17 protein-coding genes are annotated in these 17,899 nt (G+C 64.5%); 12 read left to right on the top strand and 5 right to left on the bottom strand.

Features of this window, described 5'->3' with window-relative positions:
- Positions 1 to 129: 129 nt before the first annotated feature.
- Positions 130 to 852 carry a hypothetical protein gene (locus tag QDT69_RS34175; protein ID WP_279710869.1) on the top strand — a complete coding sequence of 241 codons (723 nt, stop codon included), beginning with the start codon at positions 130 to 132 and terminating at the stop codon, positions 850 to 852.
- 75 nt (positions 853 to 927) lie between these two features.
- On the opposite strand, the gene QDT69_RS34180 is transcribed toward QDT69_RS34175, so the two are convergent.
- Positions 928 to 1,305: a hypothetical protein gene (locus tag QDT69_RS34180; protein WP_146992172.1), complete on the bottom strand. Its 378-nt coding sequence runs from the start codon at positions 1,303 to 1,305 to the stop codon at positions 928 to 930.
- Between the two features lie 117 nt (positions 1,306 to 1,422).
- Positions 1,423 to 2,571: an alpha/beta hydrolase gene (locus tag QDT69_RS34185; protein ID WP_279710870.1), complete on the bottom strand. Its 1,149-nt coding sequence runs from the start codon at positions 2,569 to 2,571 to the stop codon at positions 1,423 to 1,425.
- Between the two features lie 103 nt (positions 2,572 to 2,674).
- On the opposite strand from QDT69_RS34185, the gene QDT69_RS34190 reads away from it, so the two are divergent.
- Positions 2,675 to 3,181 (top strand): hypothetical protein, encoded by a 507-nt coding sequence (locus QDT69_RS34190; protein ID WP_279710871.1) that lies wholly within the window; start codon positions 2,675 to 2,677, stop codon positions 3,179 to 3,181.
- Positions 3,182 to 3,354: 173 nt separating this feature from the next.
- On the opposite strand, the gene QDT69_RS34195 is transcribed toward QDT69_RS34190, so the two are convergent.
- Both QDT69_RS34195 and QDT69_RS34200 read right to left on the bottom strand, forming a co-directional pair.
- Positions 3,355 to 4,899, bottom strand: coding sequence for an acyl-CoA synthetase (locus QDT69_RS34195; protein WP_279710872.1), 1,545 nt, complete (start codon positions 4,897 to 4,899; stop codon positions 3,355 to 3,357).
- Between the two features lie 186 nt (positions 4,900 to 5,085).
- Positions 5,086 to 6,258, bottom strand: a complete 1,173-nt coding sequence (locus QDT69_RS34200) for an acetyl-CoA C-acetyltransferase (protein WP_097677133.1) — start codon at positions 6,256 to 6,258, stop codon at positions 5,086 to 5,088.
- Positions 6,259 to 6,426: 168 nt separating this feature from the next.
- On the opposite strand from QDT69_RS34200, the gene QDT69_RS34205 reads away from it, so the two are divergent.
- The 9 genes from QDT69_RS34205 to QDT69_RS34245 all read left to right on the top strand — a co-directional run bounded on the left by QDT69_RS34205 (position 6,427) and on the right by QDT69_RS34245 (position 16,150).
- The gene (locus tag QDT69_RS34205) at positions 6,427 to 7,092 is read left to right on the top strand and encodes a TetR family transcriptional regulator (protein WP_279710873.1); all 666 of its coding nucleotides are present in this window, start codon (positions 6,427 to 6,429) and stop codon (positions 7,090 to 7,092) included.
- A 45-nt stretch (positions 7,093 to 7,137) separates the two neighbouring features.
- Positions 7,138 to 7,896 (top strand): SDR family NAD(P)-dependent oxidoreductase, encoded by a 759-nt coding sequence (locus QDT69_RS34210; RefSeq protein WP_279710874.1) that lies wholly within the window; start codon positions 7,138 to 7,140, stop codon positions 7,894 to 7,896.
- A 181-nt stretch (positions 7,897 to 8,077) separates the two neighbouring features.
- Positions 8,078 to 8,884 carry an enoyl-CoA hydratase/isomerase family protein gene (locus QDT69_RS34215; RefSeq protein WP_279710920.1) on the top strand — a complete coding sequence of 269 codons (807 nt, stop codon included), beginning with the start codon at positions 8,078 to 8,080 and terminating at the stop codon, positions 8,882 to 8,884.
- 41 nt (positions 8,885 to 8,925) lie between these two features.
- Entirely contained in the window at positions 8,926 to 10,794 is a 1,869-nt protein-coding gene (locus QDT69_RS34220) for an AMP-binding protein (RefSeq protein ID WP_279710875.1), read from the top strand.
- Between the two features lie 163 nt (positions 10,795 to 10,957).
- A complete protein-coding gene (locus tag QDT69_RS34225) occupies positions 10,958 to 12,085 on the top strand; it encodes an acyl-CoA/acyl-ACP dehydrogenase (protein ID WP_279710876.1) in 1,128 nt (375 codons plus the stop codon).
- A gap of 124 nt (positions 12,086 to 12,209) precedes the next feature.
- A complete protein-coding gene (locus QDT69_RS34230; protein WP_279710877.1) occupies positions 12,210 to 13,457 on the top strand; it encodes an acyl-CoA dehydrogenase in 1,248 nt (415 codons plus the stop codon).
- Between the two features lie 141 nt (positions 13,458 to 13,598).
- Positions 13,599 to 14,846 carry an acyl-CoA dehydrogenase gene (locus QDT69_RS34235; RefSeq protein ID WP_279710878.1) on the top strand — a complete coding sequence of 416 codons (1,248 nt, stop codon included), beginning with the start codon at positions 13,599 to 13,601 and terminating at the stop codon, positions 14,844 to 14,846.
- Positions 14,847 to 14,955: 109 nt separating this feature from the next.
- Positions 14,956 to 15,669, top strand: coding sequence for a nitroreductase (locus tag QDT69_RS34240; RefSeq protein ID WP_279710879.1), 714 nt, complete (start codon positions 14,956 to 14,958; stop codon positions 15,667 to 15,669).
- Between the two features lie 70 nt (positions 15,670 to 15,739).
- Positions 15,740 to 16,150 carry a hypothetical protein gene (locus QDT69_RS34245; RefSeq protein ID WP_279710880.1) on the top strand — a complete coding sequence of 137 codons (411 nt, stop codon included), beginning with the start codon at positions 15,740 to 15,742 and terminating at the stop codon, positions 16,148 to 16,150.
- Here QDT69_RS34245 and QDT69_RS34250 read toward each other — a convergent pair.
- Positions 16,147 to 17,151, bottom strand: coding sequence for a YafY family protein (locus QDT69_RS34250; RefSeq protein WP_279710881.1), 1,005 nt, complete (start codon positions 17,149 to 17,151; stop codon positions 16,147 to 16,149). The two genes, QDT69_RS34245 and QDT69_RS34250, sit on opposite strands and share 4 nt — an antisense overlap.
- Before the next feature lie 83 nt (positions 17,152 to 17,234).
- On the opposite strand from QDT69_RS34250, the gene QDT69_RS34255 reads away from it, so the two are divergent.
- Positions 17,235 to 17,888 (top strand): glutathione S-transferase family protein, encoded by a 654-nt coding sequence (locus QDT69_RS34255; RefSeq protein WP_279710882.1) that lies wholly within the window; start codon positions 17,235 to 17,237, stop codon positions 17,886 to 17,888.
- Positions 17,889 to 17,899 lie beyond the last annotated feature (11 nt).

The raw sequence follows: 17,899 nt of genomic DNA on the forward strand, positions 1-17,899 counted from the left end.
TTCTAATATTGCTTCGCGACGCCATGGTCAATCCAAAGGGCCGTGCCTTCGTTGCGTTTTTGATCACGAACGGGGGAACCAGGCGATCTCGCGCCCGTTCGAGTTCCGGTCCTGATCAGCGGAGACTCCATGAGCACGGTCAAATATCGCCTGAACGATCCACGGCTGGCACCGCGGCGGACCAAGCTCGAGATTCCGGGCTGGGCGGGACGACGCGAGCCGCGCACCGACGGTTCACGCGAGCAGGTCTGGCACTGCGTGCCGTTCTCGGAAGGCGCGCAGTATGGGATCGAGTTGTTCTACCCCTACGACTTCGAGCTGCACGTCACCATGCGCGACGGCCGCTTGCACCTCGATGCGGATTGGGGCGAGCCGCCGGACAGCGTCGTGCAGTGGCCGCCGTTCCGGAATTTCGGCGACACGTTCTACACCTACCAGATCCTGCTCGACCTCAAGGTCGAACAGGGCATGGCGGTACGCACCGAGCCGCATCCGCGTTTCTACACCGACCGCACCGACACCGTGCCGATCGCCGTTCCGGCGCTGATCCGCAACTGGTGGCCGATGATGTTCTTCTGTGTGTTCAAGGCACCGGCGGAAGGACGCACGCACATCTTCCGGCCGAATGAGCCGTTCGCGCAGATCATCGTGATTCCGGAAGAGGCGGATTTCCAGCTCGAGCCGATGGGCGAGGAAGAAGCCGCCGAGCGCGAATTGCAGGCGCGCCGCATCTACAGCAATCGGCCCAAACTGGCCGCCGGCACCGAATGGACCTCGTCGACCGACACGGTGTTCGACGGCACCTACCGCCATCTCCACCGCGCCGCCAAGGAGAAGACGCGAGGGACCTGAGGCGCCGTCGCATCATTGCAGGGAAAACAAACGGGGCCCGCAGGCCCCGTTGTCGCGTCGCCCAACCGCCGCGGCTCAGTAATCGCGTCGATAGAAGCTGTGGTGATGATGGTGGTGGTGATGATGGTGATGGTATCGCCGATAGCGCGGCACCACGATGACCCGAGGTCCATAGCCACGATCATAGTCGCGATAGTAGCCATGGTGGTGGTGATGGTGATGATGATGGTGGTGATAGAACTGCGCGAGCTGGACGGTCTCGCGCGCCGGAGGAGGCGTCGCCTCGTCCAGGGCTTGCAGCTTTGCCGAGGCGTTGGTGATCGGCTCCAGCAGTTCTGCGTAGGAGTTCGCCTGTAGTACGTCAGTCGGCGCGGGTGCCGGCGCAGCCTGCGCTGCTCCGAGCGCGCCCAGCGATGCGACCGCTCCCAACAATCCGGCAATCTTCTTTTCCATAGTCCTCTCCACTTCGGTCCGCCGGACAAGACCGGCTGGCTGCAACGCCAGGTTCCATGGAATGTTCCCGTAAATGTCCCGACGAATTTCCCGGAGATTTCTTCTTGCGTCAGCCCGTCACTGCGCCGCGCGCGCGAGGAACTGAAGCAGCAGCCGGCCCACTTCATCCGGCTGTTCCTGCTGCACCCAGTGACCGGCGCCGTCGACCAGATGGCAGCCGATCATTTTGGTACAGGCCTTGGTCTGCATCGCCTCGAACACGCCGGGACGCTGATAGGTGCCCCAATCCTGTTTGCCCGAGATGAAGGCGGATGGCTGGTCGATGGTACGGCCGCTCCAGGTCTGCAGCTCCGCCGTGAACGCGCCTGAGGTGCCGCAGCGATACCATTGCAGTCCGCCCTGGAATCCGGTGCGCTGATACTCGGCGCTGTAATAGGCGAGCTCGCGGTCCGGCAGCCAGCTGTTGGCGGCGATCGCCTCGCGCGAGGGCATCTGTTCGGCGACGGTCGCGGCCATGTCCTTGGCGAGATCCATCACATAGTAGGTCGGCAGTTTTGCCAATTCGCCCGCAGACCACGACTCCAGCCGGTACGGCTTGTTGTCTTTCCAGTCCGCGCTCTTGTGATGGTAGTAGCCGCGCAGGAAGTCGTGCACGCCTTGCGGGGCGCGATGCATGTCGTCATTCGCCGGACGGGTCGAATAGTACCATTGGTAGTGCTTGCGCGGACGCGGCAGTGCGGCGAGCTCGCGATGCACGGGGTCGTCAGTCGCGGGCTTTGCCGGTTCGTTGGCGGTGTTGAACGGCAGCGACGGCGGGCCCGAGAACGGCGCGCTCATCATCACGACCGCGCGAAACACGTCGGGGCGGATCAAGGCGCACCACGCCGCGACCGACGAGCCGAAATCGTGCCCGACCACCGCATCGACGTGGCTGTAGCCGAACGCCGCGACCAGCCCGAGCGCATCGCGCACCAGATTGGGCAGGCGGAATGATGCGAGATCGCCGTCATAATCCGCGCTCCAGCCCGTCGTGCGCCCATAGCCGCGCTGGTCCGGCGCGATCACGTGATAGCCGGCGGCGGCAAGGACAGGCATCACCTTGCGCCAGGAAAACGCCAGCTCCGGAAAACCGTGCAGCAGCAACAGGCAGGGCCGGCCTGACGTTTCGAAGCCGGCTTCGAGCACATGCATGGTGAGGCCGTTGATCCCGTCGACATAGCGCGAGCGGATGATGGAGGGGAGCGGGACGTCGGGAAGGGCTTCCATCTGGGATCACCTGTTGGGCATCGCCGCACAACCAGCGCAATTGGCTGTATGCTGGCGGCCATTGTTCTGACGATAGCAACTTTGCCCAGAGGATGCATACCGCATGCGCTACGCGAGGATTGCAGAGCTGCCCGGCTGGACGGCGCGTTTCGGTCTGACCATCGTGGCCACGAGTCTGGTGCTGATTTCGGCCGCGCGAGCCGCCGACATCAAGCAGCTGACCGAAAAATTGCCGCGCGCCTATATCGGTGAATTCCTGTGGGATGGCGACAATACGGTGCAGAACGTCGTCATCACCTTCGACAAGGTGAAGGCCCTGAACGAGCAGAATGCCGAAGCGCGCGGCTGCGGGTCATATGAGGTCGGTCGCCACGTGACCAAGATCGGCGTCGAGATGTTCATCCGGCTCTCCGATCTCGAGGTCGAGATATTCGAACGGCCGCCCGATGGCGACGGTGCGTTCGAGTCCGACGGCAGCCATCGCGGCAAGCTGTCGGATGATCTGCAGCAGATCGATGCACAGTGGACCACCACGGCATCAGGCAAGCACGGCCAGCTGCATCTGCGCGCCGCAGCCTCCGCCGCCTGCGAGCCGGCGGCGGAGTTGTAGGTGGAGCCAGATTCGTAGGACGAGACATGTGAGCCGGGGTGGGGTGATCTCTCCGCTCGGGCAGCGCCCGAGTGGATGGACCTTCACCCCACCTCGGTTCGCATTTCATGCGAACCGATCCTCCCCCTCCAGAGGAGGATAAGAGGCGTCCCCTCCAGGGGAGGTGAGGCGCGTCACGCCTTGGCGGGAGCCTTCGGCCAGTACTTGTCGCGCAGGTGCCGCTTCACCAGCTTCCCGGTCGGCGTGCGCGGCAGCTCCTGTTCGAAGTCGATGCTCTTCGGACATTTGATCGGCGACAGATGCTGGCGGCAGAACGCGATCAGCTCGGCTTCGAGCGCCTTGCCGGCCTTGCCGATGTCGTGCGGCTGCACCACGGCCTTGACCTCTTCGCCCATCTCCTCGTTCGGCACGCCGAATACCGCGACGTCGGAGACCGCGGGATGCGTGATCAGCACGTCCTCGGTCTCCTGCGGGTAGATGTTCACGCCGCCGGAGATGATCATGTAGCTCTTGCGGTCGGTCAGATAGAGGAAGCCCTCTTCGTCGAGGTAGCCGACATCGCCGAGCGTCGACCAGCCCTTGGCGTTGTAGGCCTTCTTCGTCTTCTCGGGATCGTTGTGATAGCTGAAAGCCGGCGCGTCGGCGAAATAGACCTGCCCGATCTGCCCCGTCGGCGCCTCCTCCTCGTTCTCGTCCAGGATCTTGACCTTGCCGACCACCGCGCGGCCGACGGTGCCGCGATGGGTCAGCCATTGCTGCGAGGTCGAGACCGTGACGCCGTTGCCTTCGGAGCCGGCGTAATACTCGATCAGGATCGGTCCCCACCAGTCGATCATCTTGGCCTTGACGTCGACCGGGCAGGGCGCCGCGGCGTGGATCGCGCCCTTCAGCGAGGAGACCTTGTAGCGGCTCCGCACCTCGTCGGGCAGCTTCAGCATGCGCACGAACATGGTCGGCACCAGCTGCGACTGCGTCACCTTGTGCTTCTCGACCTGCTTCAAGAACTCCTCGGCGTCGAAATGCTCCATGATGACGGAGGTGCCGCCCAGCACTGTCGCCATCATGTTGAAGCGCAGGGGAGCCGCGTGATAGAGCGGCGCCGGCGACAGATAGATGCTGTCGGCATTCATGCCGCACATGTCGGCGGTGAGAATCCGCAGGAACGGGTTCGGCACGTCGATCCGGTTGCCCTCGAACTCCTTTTTGATGCCCTTGGGGCGGCCGGTGGTGCCGGAGGAATACAGCATGTCGTAGCCGGCGACCTCGTCGGCAACCGGTGTGGTCGGCTGCGCGGCGGCCTCCTTGTCAAAGGAGCGGAAGCCCGGTGCAGGCTCATCCATCATGTAGAACAGCGGTTCGCCCGCCTCACCCTTGATCAGGCCCTTCACCTTGTCGGCACACTGCGGGGTGGTAATGAACACCTTCGCTCCGCAATCCCTGATGATGTAGGCGATTTCTTCTTCGGTGAGGTAACGGCTGATCGCCGTGTAATACAGCCCCGAGCGCTGTGCGGCCCAGCAGATCTCCATGAAGGCGAGGCGGTTTTCCATCAGCAGCGCGATGTGATCGCCGGGCTTCAGGCCGAGCGAGCGGAACAGATGCGCGCCCTGGTTCGAGAGCTCGTCGAGCTCGCGATAGGTGATCGCCTTGCCGGACGCCGCCATCTGGTAGGCGATCTTGTCCGGATGGTTGCGCGCGTGGATCGACGGATGGGTCATTGTGTTTCCTCGAGGCATCAAAAGTGATCGTCCCCGCGAACGCGGGGACCATAACCACCAATTTTTGTTGTTGGACTGAGTGTGGCCCCAGCCGCGCCTAACCACGGGCATTTGTGGTTATGGGTCCCTGCTTTCGCAGGGACGACATCTTTGATGTGGAGGCTGTGTGCCTCGTTTCGCGCGACGTTACAGCCGCTCGACAATCGTGACGTTCGCCATGCCGCCGCCTTCGCACATGGTCTGCAGGCCGTAGCGCTTGTTGCGTTGCTTCAGCGCATGCAGCAGCGTCGTCATCAGCTTGGTGCCGGAACCGCCGAGCGGATGGCCGAGCGCGATCGCGCCGCCATTGACGTTGAGCCGGGCCGGATCGGCGCCGGTGGTCTTCAGCCATGCGGTCGGTACCGAGGCGAAGGCCTCGTTGACCTCGAACAGGTCGATGTCGTCGATCTTCATCCCGGCCTTCTGCAGCGCGCGCTGGGTCGCCGGCAGCGGCGCTTCCAGCATGATCACGGGGTCGCCGCCCATCATGGTGAGGTGATGGATGCGCGCCATCGGCTTGACGCCGAGCGCCTTGAGGCCCTTCTCGTTGACGACCATCACGCCGGAGGCGCCGTCGCAGATCTGGCTGGCGCTCGCCGCGGTCAGCTTGCCGTTCTCGGCGATCAGCTTGACGCCCTTGATGCCGTCGAGGCTGGCATCGAAGCGGATGCCTTCATCGATGTGGTGGGTGTCAGTCGAGCCGTCGGCGCGGGTGATCTTGACCGGCACGATCTCATCCTTGAAATGGCCGGCTTGCGTCGCCGCGATCGCGCGCTGATGGCTGTTGTAGGAGTATTCGTCGAGCTCATCCTTCGACAGGCCGTACTTCTCGGCCATCATCTCCGCGCCGGTGAACTGGCTGAAGACGATGTTGGGATATTTCGCCTCGATGCCCGGGCTCTTGTAATGGCCGAAGCCGTTCTTGGCGGGCAGCGAGGAGGCGAGGCCCATCGGCACGCGGGTCATCGATTCCACGCCGGCGGCGATCACGCAGTCCATGGTGCCGCTCATCACGGCCTGCGCCGCGAAGTGCAGCGCCTGCTGCGAGGAGCCGCATTGGCGGTCGATCGAGGTCGCGGGTACGCTCTCCGGCAGCTTGGAGGCCATCACCGCGTTGCGCGCGATGTTGGTGGATTGCTCGCCGGTCTGCATCACGCAGCCCATGATCACGTCCTCGACCTGCGCCGGGTCGGCTCCGGAGCGTTCGACCAGCGCATCGAGCACGGTCGCGGCCAGATCGGCCGGATGCCAGCCGGCGAGGCGCCCTCCCTTGCGGCCGCCCGCGGTGCGAGCGGCGGCGACGATGTATGCCTCGGCCATGTCTGATCTCCCTGATGTTTCTGGATTGGGGGTCCTAAAAGTTGGGCCGGATTTAAGGGGCAGCTCAGCATTTAGTCAATCAATCAATTAACTCTTGAGTGCAGCCCCGCCATGGGCTTATGTGCGATTTACCGTCGAGCCCAGATACAGAGCGGGACCAGAGCGCAGTTGAATACCAGCGTACCGACGAAACTCGCCGCCGGCAGAAACGCCACTGCCGACAAGCTATTGGTCGCAGCCAGCGAGCTGATGATCGAACGCGCCTCGATCGAGGTCTCGCTGTCCGACATCGCGCAGAAGTCCGGGGTCAACGCTGCGCTGGTGAAATATCATTTCGGCAACAAGGACGGGCTGTTGCTGGCGCTGCTGGCGCGCGACGCCGCCACCGAGATATCGCAGCTCGAATATCTGCTGGCGCAGCCGATCACGCCGGCGGAGAAATTGCGCCTGCATATCGGCGGCATCATCCGCGCCTATCACCAGTTCCCCTATATGAACCGGCTGATCCATTATCTCCTGCACGAGAGCTCGCCCTCTGCCGCGGACGAGGTGTCGAAATTCTTCGTCGCGCCGCTGCTCGATTTTCACCGCCGGCTGCTCGCAGAAGGCATCAAGGCCGGCCAATTCCGCAAGATCGATCCGGTGCTGTTCTACACCAGCCTGATCGGTGCCTGCGATCACCTGTTCTTCGGCCGCCACGCGATGTCGCGCGCGGTCGGCGTCGGTCCGGTCACCGACGAGGTCTGCCGCGAATACATCAAGCATATGGAAGCCTTGATCTTCGGCGGCGTGCTCAATCCCGATAAGGAAACGGTAGCGGTCGCCGCCGGATAAAAGTTCGAAGTCTAGAGAAGAAACGCCCAAGGAAAGGTTGCTCTTATGCAGTTGAAAGACGTTGCCGTTCTCATCACCGGCGGTGGCTCCGGCCTCGGTGCCGCAACCGCGCGCGCCATGGCCGCCAAGGGCGCCAAGATCGGCGTGATCGACCAGAACAAGGAAAACGCCGAGAAGGTCGCCGCTGAGGTGAAGGGCGTTGCCCTGCACGCTGACGTCACCGACGAGGAAGCGATCAAGGCGGCGATCGCCAAGGCCGAGGCCGCGCACGGCATCGCGCGCGTCTTGATGAACTGCGCCGGCATCGGCGGCTCGCAGCGCATTATCGGCAAGGACGGAACGTACCCGCTGGCGAAATTCGTCCGCATCATCAATGTCAATCTGATCGGCACTTTCAACGTGCTCCGCCTGTTCGCCGAGCGCCTCGCCACCGCCGAGACCATCGGTGAGGAGCGCGGCGTCGTGATCAACACCGCATCCGTCGCGGCCTATGAAGGTCAGATCGGCCAGATCGCCTATTCGGCCTCGAAGGGCGGCGTCGTCGGCCTCACGCTGCCGGCCGCGCGCGACCTCGCCAGCCTGAAGATCCGCGTCAACACCATCGCGCCCGGTCTGTTCCTGACGCCGCTGCTGATGGGTCTCAACGAGGAAGCCCGCAAGAGCCTCGGCGCCCAGGTGCCGCATCCGGCCCGCCTCGGCGACGCCTCGGAATACGGCAATCTCGCCGTCCACATCGTCGAGAACCCGATGCTCAACGGCGAGACCATCCGCCTCGACGGCGCCATCCGCATGGCGCCGCGCTAGCGGCATATTCCGCCGTCGTCCCGGCCTTGCGCGCAATTGCGCGCTGGCGCAGGGACCCATACTCCGCGGCGTCTGTAACAGGCAGACCTGGCAGACGCCGCGCAAAACAACAAAAGCCTGTGGTTATGGGTGCCGGCTCGCGCTTCGCTTGGCCGGGACGACGATCGGGAGGACCATGCGCGTGACAAATCCGCTGCTGATCGAACATCACGACGGAGTCGATTGGGTCACGCTCAATCGTCCCGAAAGCCTCAACGCGCTCGATCCCTCGCTGATCGACGCGCTCAACGTCTATTTCCAGGGCTTGCAGCGCAATCGCGACACTCGCGTCGTGGTGCTGAAGGGCGCCGGCGCGAATTTCTGCGCCGGGCTCGACCTCAAGCACGCGATGGCGCGGCGCGGCGGGCAGAGCGAGCCGCCGAGCGTCGCTGACTCCCTGGACTCGCAGCGCCGCATTGCCGACATCGTGATGCTGATGCGGCGCGCTCCGCAGCCGATCATCGCGCTGGTGCAGGGCGCTGCCGCCGGCGGCGGTTTCGCGTTGGCGCTCGCCGCCGACATCCGCATCGCCGCGAAGAACGCGCGGATGAACTGTGCCTTCATCAAGCTCGGCTTAGGGGGCTGCGACATCGGCACCAGCTATTTCCTGCCGCGCCTCGTCGGCGTGTCGGTCGCCTCCGAACTGATCCTCACCGGGCGTTTCATCAACGCCGATCGCGCGCTCGCTGTCGGTCTCGTGTCTGAAGTCGTCGAGGCCGCCGATCTCGATACCGCCGCCAATCCTTATGTCGATGCGATGATGACGGCCTCGCCGGTCGGTCTGCGCCTCTCGAAGGAATGCATCAACATGAGCGTCGATGCCGGATCGATCGAGGCCGTGATCGCGATGGAGGATCGCAACCAGGTGCTGTGCAGCCGCTCGGAAGATTTCCAGGAAGGCATCAGGGCCTTCCTTGAGAAACGAAAGCCTGTCTATATCAGGCGCTGAGAACAGATCCTCAAAAGGACAAGAATTCCGGGAGACGCAAAATGGATGGAGACGCGGCGATGCTGACGAAACCCGCCTTCCGTAAGGTGGATTGGCTCGCGCGTGACATCGCGATTGATCGGCGCGGCGACGGCACCGTCGTCCTGAAGTCGCGGATTCCGCTCCAGGCTTATGAGACGCACATCCCGGCCTATCTCGCCAAATGGGCGGCGCAGGCGCCTGAGCGCATCTGGCTCGCGCAACGCGGCGGTCCCGACCGGCAATGGCGCAAGGTCTCCTATGGCGAAGCCAAGCGCACCGTCGATGCGCTGACGCAAGGCCTGCTCGACCTCGGCATTGCCGACGGCCGGCCTGTCGCGATCCTGTCGGGCAATTCGATCGAGCACGCGCTGATGACGCAGGCCGCGATGCAGGCGCGGCTGCCGGCCGCGCCGGTGTCGCCGGCCTATTCGCTGATGAGCCAGGATCATCTCAAGCTCAAATATCTCTTCAATCTGATCAAGCCCGCCGTCGTGATGGTGCAGGATGGCCCGACCTTCGAGAAGGCGCTCAGGGCGATCGACCTCACCGGTATCACGGTCGTGCACGTGCTGCGGCCCTGCGAGGGCATCAAGAGCGTGGCGTTTGCCGAGCTCGCGGCAACGCCTGTCACGGCTGATGTGGGCAATTCGATCGCGAAGATCACGCCCGATACCGTCGGCAAGCTGCTGTTCACCTCGGGTTCGACCGGCATGCCCAAGGCCGTCATCAACACCCAGCAGATGATGTGCGCCAACGCGGCGATGATGATGCAGGTGCGGCCACGCGAAACGGCGGGGCCGATTCCGACCGTGCTCGACTGGATGCCGTGGAATCACACCATGGGCGGCAACGCCGCGTTCAATCCGGTGCTGGTCGATGGCGGCACGCTCTATATCGACGACGGCCGGCCGATGCCGGGCCAGTTCGAGGAGACCATCCGCAATCTGCGCGAGGTGTCGCCGACCTATTACGCCAACGTGCCGGCCGGCTATGCCGCGCTCGCGGCCGCGATGGAGAAGGACGAGGCGCTTTGTCGGAGCTTCTTCAAGAATCTCTCGATCATGGCCTATGGCGGCGCCCGACTGCCCGACGATCTCTATGACCGCATGCAGGCGCTGGCGGTGAAAACGACCGGCGAGCGCATCGTGTTCTACACCGGCTGGGGCTCGACCGAGACCGCGCCGACCTCGACCGGCACCTATTGGGACACCGAGCGCGTCGGCCTGATCGGCTTGCCGTTCCCCGGCGTCGAGCTGAAGATGGTGCCGTGCGGCTCGAAATACGAATTGCGGCTGCGCGGCGTCAACGTCACGCCGGGCTATTTCGGCCAGCCCGATCTCACGGCGAAGATGTTCGACGAGGAAGGCTTCTACTGCATCGGCGATGCCGGCGTGTTCGTGGATCCTGCGGATCCGCTGCAAGGCATCATCTTCGCTGGCCGCGTGGTCGAGGATTTCAAGCTGACCACCGGCACCTTCGTCCATGTTGGCTCACTGCGCACCGACGCGATCGCGGCCGCGACGCCGGTCGTGCATGATGCGCTGGTGGCGGGGCAGGACCGCGAGTTCATCGGCCTGCTGTGCTGGCCGAACCTGCATGCCTGCCGTCAGCTCGTCGGCAATGCCGACGCGAGCTATGAGGACGTTATCCGGCATCCCGACGTGATCGCCTGTCTCCAAAAGGGCCTGCAGGCCCACAACGCGTCCACCACCGGCAGCAGCATGCGCATCGCGCGTGCGATGCTGATGGTCGAGCCGCCGTCGATCGACGGCAACGAGCTCACCGACAAGGGCTACATCAACCAGCGCGCCGGCCTCGAACGCCGCGCCGCACTGGTGGAGAAGCTCTATGCCGAGCAGCCCTGCGGCGAGGTGATCGTGCTGTGCTGAGGCTAGTCTCTCTCTCCATTCGTCATTCCGGGATGCGCCGCCGAGGCCCAGGCCCGGAATCCATCAAGCCGCATACTCTGCTGTTCCATGGATTCCGGGCTCGCGCTGCGCGCGCCCCGAAATGACGGCTAATTGAAACGACAAGAACCAAGAAGGTAACGCCATGAATTTCGATTTCTCCGACGAACAGAAGCAGATGCGCGACGAGGCGCGGAAGTTCCTCAGCGAGCAGTGCCCGCCGAAGGCCGTGCGTGAGGTGCTCGACGGCAAGGCGTCTTACGACAAGTCGCTGTGGAAGGGCCTCGCCGAGATGGGTTTCCTCGGGGTTGCGATCCCGGAACAGTTCGGCGGTGCGGGCGCCGGCCATCTCGAGCTCTGCGTGATCGCGGAGGAAATGGGCCGCGCGCTGGCGCCGGTGCCGTTCTCCTCGACCGTCTATCTCGCCGCCGAGGCGATCTTGATCGCGGGCAGTGACGCGCAGAAGCAGAAGTGGCTGCCGAAGATCGCCTCGGGCGATGCCATAGGCACGCTGGCGCTGTTCGAGGGCAAGGGCAATCCCTCGCCGAAGGCGGTCAAGGTCACCGCCAATGGCGGCGTGCTCAACGGCGTCAAGAAGCCTGTGCCGGATGGTGCGATCGCCGATTTCGCTGTTGTCGCGGCGCGCACCGGCTCAAGCGGACGCGAGTCGGACATTTCCCTGTTCATCGTCGATCTCAAGGCCGGCGGCGTCGAGGTGAAGTCGCTGACCAACATCGATCTCACCCGTGGCCAGGCCGAGATCACCTTCAAGGATTGCAAGGCCGAGCCGCTCGGCGCGGCCGGCGAGGGCTGGAGCGTGATCGCCCAGGTGCTCGATCGCGCCGCCGTGTTGACGGCGTTCGAGCAGGTCGGCGGCGCCGACCGCGCGCTGGAGATGGGCCGCGACTACGCGCTCGACCGTATCGCGTTCGGCCGTCCGATCGGCTCGTTCCAGGCGGTCAAGCATATGCTGGCCGACATGTATGTCTCGGCGACCTTGGCGCGCTCGAATTGCTACTACGGCGCCTGGGCGCTTTCGACCAATGCCGGCGAACTGCCGGAAGCCGCCGCCGCCGCGCGCATCAGCGCGACGCAGGCGTTCCAGCACTGCGCCAAGAACAACATCCAGGTTCACGGCGGCATGGGTTTCACCTGGGAGTTCGACTGCCACATGTACTATCGCCGCGCCAATGCGATGGCGCTCGGTCTCGGCAGCCTGTCCTATTGGGAAGACGCGCTGATCGATCGCATGCGCAAGAAGAACGCGGCGTAACACCGAGTCGTCATTCCGGGGCGCGAGCAACGCTCGCGAACCCGGAATCCCGAGATGAGTAAATAACCTCTAGATTCCGGGTTCGATGCTTTGCATCGCCCCGGAATGACGGAAAGAGATCAGGATGAATTTCGACGACACCCCGCAGGAGGCCGCATTCCGCGCCGAGGCGAAAGCCTGGATCGCGGCCAATGCGCCGAAGCAATATGAGGACGAGCTGCGCAAGGCCTCGCTCGGCCGCGTTGCGCTCAAGGGCGCCAACATTCTCGAGGTCGCCAAGGCCTGGCAGAAGAAGAAAGCCGATGCCGGCTGGGCCTGCCTGCACTGGCCGAAGGAATATGGCGGCCGCGGCGCCTCGCCGATCGAGCGCGTGATCTGGCAGCAGGAGGAGGGCCCGTTCGGCCGCCTCAGCTCGATGTTCATTATCGGCCACGGCATGTGCGGTCCGACCATGATGGCGTTCGCCGGCGAGGAGCAGAAGCGCACATATCTGCCGCCGCTCGCCTCCGGCGAGAAGATCTGGTGCCAGTTGTTCTCCGAGCCGGCCGGCGGCTCCGACGTCGCAGGCCTGCGCACCCGCGCCGAGAAGAACGGCGACGAATGGGTCATCAACGGCCAGAAGATCTGGACCTCCGGCGCGCATTATTCCGACTACGGCATCCTGTTGACCCGCACCGATCCGACGGTCGCGAAGCACAAGGGCCTCACCATGTTCTTCCTGGACATGAAGAGCCCGGGCGTCGAGGTCAGGCCGATCAAGCAGGCGAGCGGAGCGTCCGACTTCAACGAGGTCTATTTCACCGACGTGCGGATTCCGGACTCGCAGCGGCTCGGCAATATCAATGACGGCTGGAACGTGTCGCTGACCACGCTGATGAACGAGCGCATGTCGATCGGCGCCGGCGTCGCCACCGGCTTCCCCGAGCTGTTCGACTTCTGCAACAGCCTGATGCTGGAAGACGGTCCCGCGATCGAGAACCGCGCGGTGCGTTCGAAACTCGCGAACTGGGCGGTGAAGGCGAGCGGGCTGAAATACACCAGCATGCGCGCGATCTCCGCGCTGTCGCGCGGTGAGCGTCCGGGACCGGAGAACTCGATCGGCAAGCTGGTCGCCGGCTCGATGATCCAGGACGTCGCGACCTACGCGCTCGATCTGCAGGGCGCCGCAGGTGCCTTGAGCGGTCCCGAGGATGCCGAGGTCGCCGGCAAATTCCAGGCGATGCTGCTGCGCGCGCCGGGCACCCGCGTCGAAGGCGGCACCGACGAGATCATGCGCAACATCATCGCCGAGCGCGTGCTGGGCCTGCCCGGCGACATCCGGGTCGACAAGGACGTTCCCTTCAACAAGATCCCGACCAAGGGAAGGTCATGACTGTCGTTCCGGGGCAGCGCGCAGCGGCGAACCCGGAACCTCGAGCCGAATAACAAATCTCCAGATTCCCCGATGCGCAATTGCGCATCTGAGGTTCGATGCTTCGCATCGCCCCGGAATGACAAAGAAAAAGGAGCCGCCATGAATTTCCATGACACGCCGCAGGAAGCCGAATTCCGGTCCATCGCCCGCAAGTGGATCGCCGCCAACGCGCCGAGGGAGTTCGAAGAGGAGCTCTCGAAGTCCTCGCTCGGCCGTATCAGGCTTGCCAAGCACGACATGGTCGAGGTCGGCAAGGCCTGGCAGAAGAAGAAGGCGGAAGGCGGTTGGGCCTGCCTGCACTGGCCGAAGGAATATGGCGGCCGCGGTGCCACCCCGATCGAGCGCGTGATCTGGCAGCAGGAAGAAGGCGTCTACGGCAAGCTGACGCAACCGTTCCAGATCGGCGAAGGTATGTGCGGCCCGACCGTGATGGCCTGGGGCAGCGAAGAGGCCAAGCGCCGCTATCTGCCGAAGCTTGCTGCGGGCGAGGAGATCTGGTGCCAGCTGTTCTCCGAGCCGTCGGCCGGCTCCGACGTCGCGGGCCTGCGCACCCGCGCCGAGAAGAAGGGCGACAATTGGGTCGTCAACGGCCAGAAGATCTGGACCTCGGGCGCGCATTACTCCGACTACGGCCTGTTGATCGCGCGCACCGATCCGAATGTGCCCAAGCACAAGGGCCTCACGATGTTCTTCCTCGACATGAAGAGCCCCGGCGTCGAAGTGCGGCCGATCAAGCAGGCCAACGGCATGCAGGAATTCAACGAGGTCTATTTCACCGACGTCGTGATCCCGGACAGCCAGCGGCTCGGCGCCGTCGGCGAGGGCTGGAGCGTGTCGCTGACCACGCTGATGAACGAGCGCATGTCGATCGGCGCGCGGCTTGCGACCGGCGTGCCCGAGATGTTCGAGTTCTGCTCCAATCTGATGCTGGAAGATGGTCTCGCGATCGACGATCCGGCGGTGCGCTCCAAGCTTGCGAGCTGGGCGGTGAAAGCGAGCGGGCTGAAATACACCAGCTACCGCGCGATCTCGGCGCTGTCGAAGGGCGAGCGGCCGGGTCCGGAAAATTCCATCGGCAAGCTCGTCTCCGGCCTGATGCTGCAGGACATCGCGACCTATGCGATGGATCTGGAAGGCGCCGCGGGCAGCCTCACCGGCATGGACGAGGAGCAGGCCAACGGCCAGTTCCAGCAGATGCTCTTGTCTTCGCCCTCGATGCGTATCGCCGGCGGCACCGACGAGATCCTGCGCAACATCATCGCCGAGCGTGTGCTGGGCCTGCCCGGCGATATCCGCGTCGACAAGGACGTGCCCTATAACAAGATCCCGACCAAGGGGCGGGGCTAGTCGTCATTCCGGGGCGATGCGGAGCATCGAACCCGGAATCCAGAGGTTTGGATCGAGATTCCGGGTTCGCGCTGCGCGCGCCCCGGAATGACAGGAAAGAGGAAGCGCCATGGACGCGAAGACACCGGGCCCGCGCTATTCATCCGAAGACCGCATCGGCGCGCTCGAGGAATTGCTCAACGAGCGCTACTCGGTGCGCGCGTTCCTGCCGCGCGAGGTGCCGCGCGACGTCATCGAACATATCCTCAGCGTCGCGCAGCGCACCGCGTCCTGGTGCAACAGCCAGCCATGGCAGGTGCTGATCGCGTCCGGCGAGGCCAAGGAGCGCTTCCGCAAGGCGATCTATGCCGAGGCTGCGTCCGGCGCCAAGGACGACCACGACTTCACGCCGCCGCGCGAATATGTCGGCGTCTATCTGGAGCGACGCCGCGAGAGCGGCTTCCAGCTCTACAACACGCTCGGCATCGCGCGCGGCGACAAGGCGGCCTATTCGAAGCAGGCGCTGGAGAACTACAATTTCTTCGGCGCGCCGCATGTCGCAGTCATCCACACCAACGAGCCGCTCGGCATCTATGGTGCGATCGACTGCGGCGGCTATGTCTCGAACTTCATGCTGGCCGCGCAGGCGCTCGGGCTCGGCACTATCCCGCAGGCCGCGCTCGCGCGTCATTCCGGGCTGATCCGCCGCCATTTCAACCTGCCTGACGACCGCCGGGTTGTCTGCGGTATCTCGTTCGGCTATGCCGACAACGCGCACAAGGTGAACAGCTACCGCACCTCGCGCGCAACTGTGGCTGATACTGTCACATTCGTTGATGTATAATTTCCTCAAGGCGGAACTTATCCCTCCGCCGAGGACAAGAAGAAGCGACAAGAAAAACCCAAGAAGAACAATGGCGAACAACGCCGCTCCGACGCCAGCCGAGATCAGCTGGCAACTGCACCGTCTGCCTGCGCTCGAGCGCGACGCGTTCATTGCCGCGCATTATCTGGGACAGCCTGTTGCCTGGAAGACCCGCTTCTTCGACGCGATCGACTGGGGCGCGGGCCAGGTGCTGCAATTCAGCTTTCTGCAACGCGGCTGGCACCGCCATGCACGGCTCGACAATCCGATCTATGCCTATATCGACATCGAGCAACATCCGGAAACACGCGGCCTGCGCCGCGGCCGTAGGATCGATCTCCAGGGCACGATCAAGGGCGTCGATTTCGTGACCGGGATTACGCTGGAGCTGGACAAGTTCGAGATCCTGCCGGTCAATTTCCTCGACCGCTTCGTCATCAGCTCCGACAGCCGCTATTAGCCCCTGCGTCCCGCCACGCGGCGCTGCCGCGGCGCATTCGCGTAGCGCGCGGCCATCGCGCCGGTGAGTTCTGCCATCTTCTCGCGCAGCCCGTCGGGCGCGATCACCTCGACCTCGGCGCCGAGTCGCAGCAGCTCGGTCGCGGCATGCCACACCGTCTTGCCGACCGGCATGGTGGCGATGTGCCAGCCGTCGGCGTCGGTACCATCAGCAAGCCGCATCCGCGCCTTCACGTAAGGATGCGCCAGCGCATCGAACAGTTTTAGCCCGAGCGGCGACAGCCGCACCGTGGCCTCGTTCGGATGCAGCTCGGCCTCGAGCCGCTCGATCGAGGCACGCCAATAGGCCGCGAGGTCGAAGTCCACCGGCCGCGCGAACGGCGTCTCCAGGACGGTGCAATCCAGCACGCGCGCGACGCGGTAGGTGCGCACATTGCCGTCGACGAGGCCGGCGAGATACCAGCTGCCGCCCTTCAGCACGAGGCCGAGCGGCGCCGCGCGCCGCCGCTTCTCGGCCTTCCAGCTCTGGTAGCGTATCTCGATCAGGTTTTCGCGCAGCACCGCGCCGGCAATCGCGCGCAGATGCTTCGGTTCCTCGGTCTCGCCGAACCAGCCGGGCGCGTCCAAGTGGAAGCGCTGCTGCATCCGGTTCGCGGTGGGCCGCAAATGCTCCGGCAGCGCCGCCGTCAGCTTGGTCTGCGCCGCCACCATCGCGGCGTCGAGGCCGAGCGCGGCGGCGGGGCCGGGCAGTCCCGCCATGAACAGCGCCTCGGCCTCACCCTGCGACAGTCCGTTGAGCCGCACGCGGTAGCCGTCGAGCAGCCGATAGCCGCCCTCGGCGCCGCGGTCGGCATAGACGGGCACGCCAGCGGCGGCCAGCGCATCGATGTCGCGATAGATCGTGCGTACCGAAACCTCGCAGGCCTCGGCCAATTCGGGCGCGGTGACCTGTCCCCGCGCCTGCAGGGTGGTGAGGATGGAAAACAGCCGGCTCGCGCGCATGGCCAAATCATACCTGACACAAGATGTCAGGTATAGGCGGACATAAGGAGGCGATGCCCCTGTCGGCACAAGGAGACCTGCCTATGACCAATGCTGCACCCACGGACCGTGTCACGCTGTATTACTCGCCACAGAGCCGCGCCACCGGCACCCGGGTGCTGCTGGAGGAGCTTGGCGCGCCCTACGATCTGCATGTCCTCAACATGAAGGCGGCCGAGCAGCGCAAGGACGCGTATCTCGCCATCAATCCGCTCGGCAAGGTGCCGGCGATCCGCCATGGCGACGCGCTGGTGACCGAGCAGGTCGCGATTTTCATCTATCTCGCCGACCTGTTTCCGCAGGCCGGTCTGACGCCGGCGCTGAACGACCCGCGCCGCGGCCCGTATCTGCGCTGGATCGCCTATTATGGCTCCTCATTCGAGCCGGCGGTGATCGACCATTTCATGAAGCGCGCGCCGGCACCGATCACGCAGTCGCCCTATGCCGATTACGACACCATGCTGGGCGCGCTGGAGGCGCAGCTCGCCAAGGGGCCCTATCTGTTCGGCGATGCGATCACGGCGGCCGACATCCTGTGGGGCGTCGCGCTGAGCTGGACCATGATGTTCGGCATCGTACCGAAAAGGGACGTCTTCGTCCGCTACGCCGAACGCATCACCGCGCGCCCGGCTTTCGAACGGATATCGAAGGCCGACGACGAGATGGCGGCGCAGCATGCGGCGGCCGTGGGAGTGTGATACGGATCGTG

The organism is Bradyrhizobium sp. CER78, assembly GCF_029846235.1.
In the GTDB taxonomy this organism is placed as follows: Bacteria; Pseudomonadota; Alphaproteobacteria; order Rhizobiales; family Xanthobacteraceae; genus Bradyrhizobium.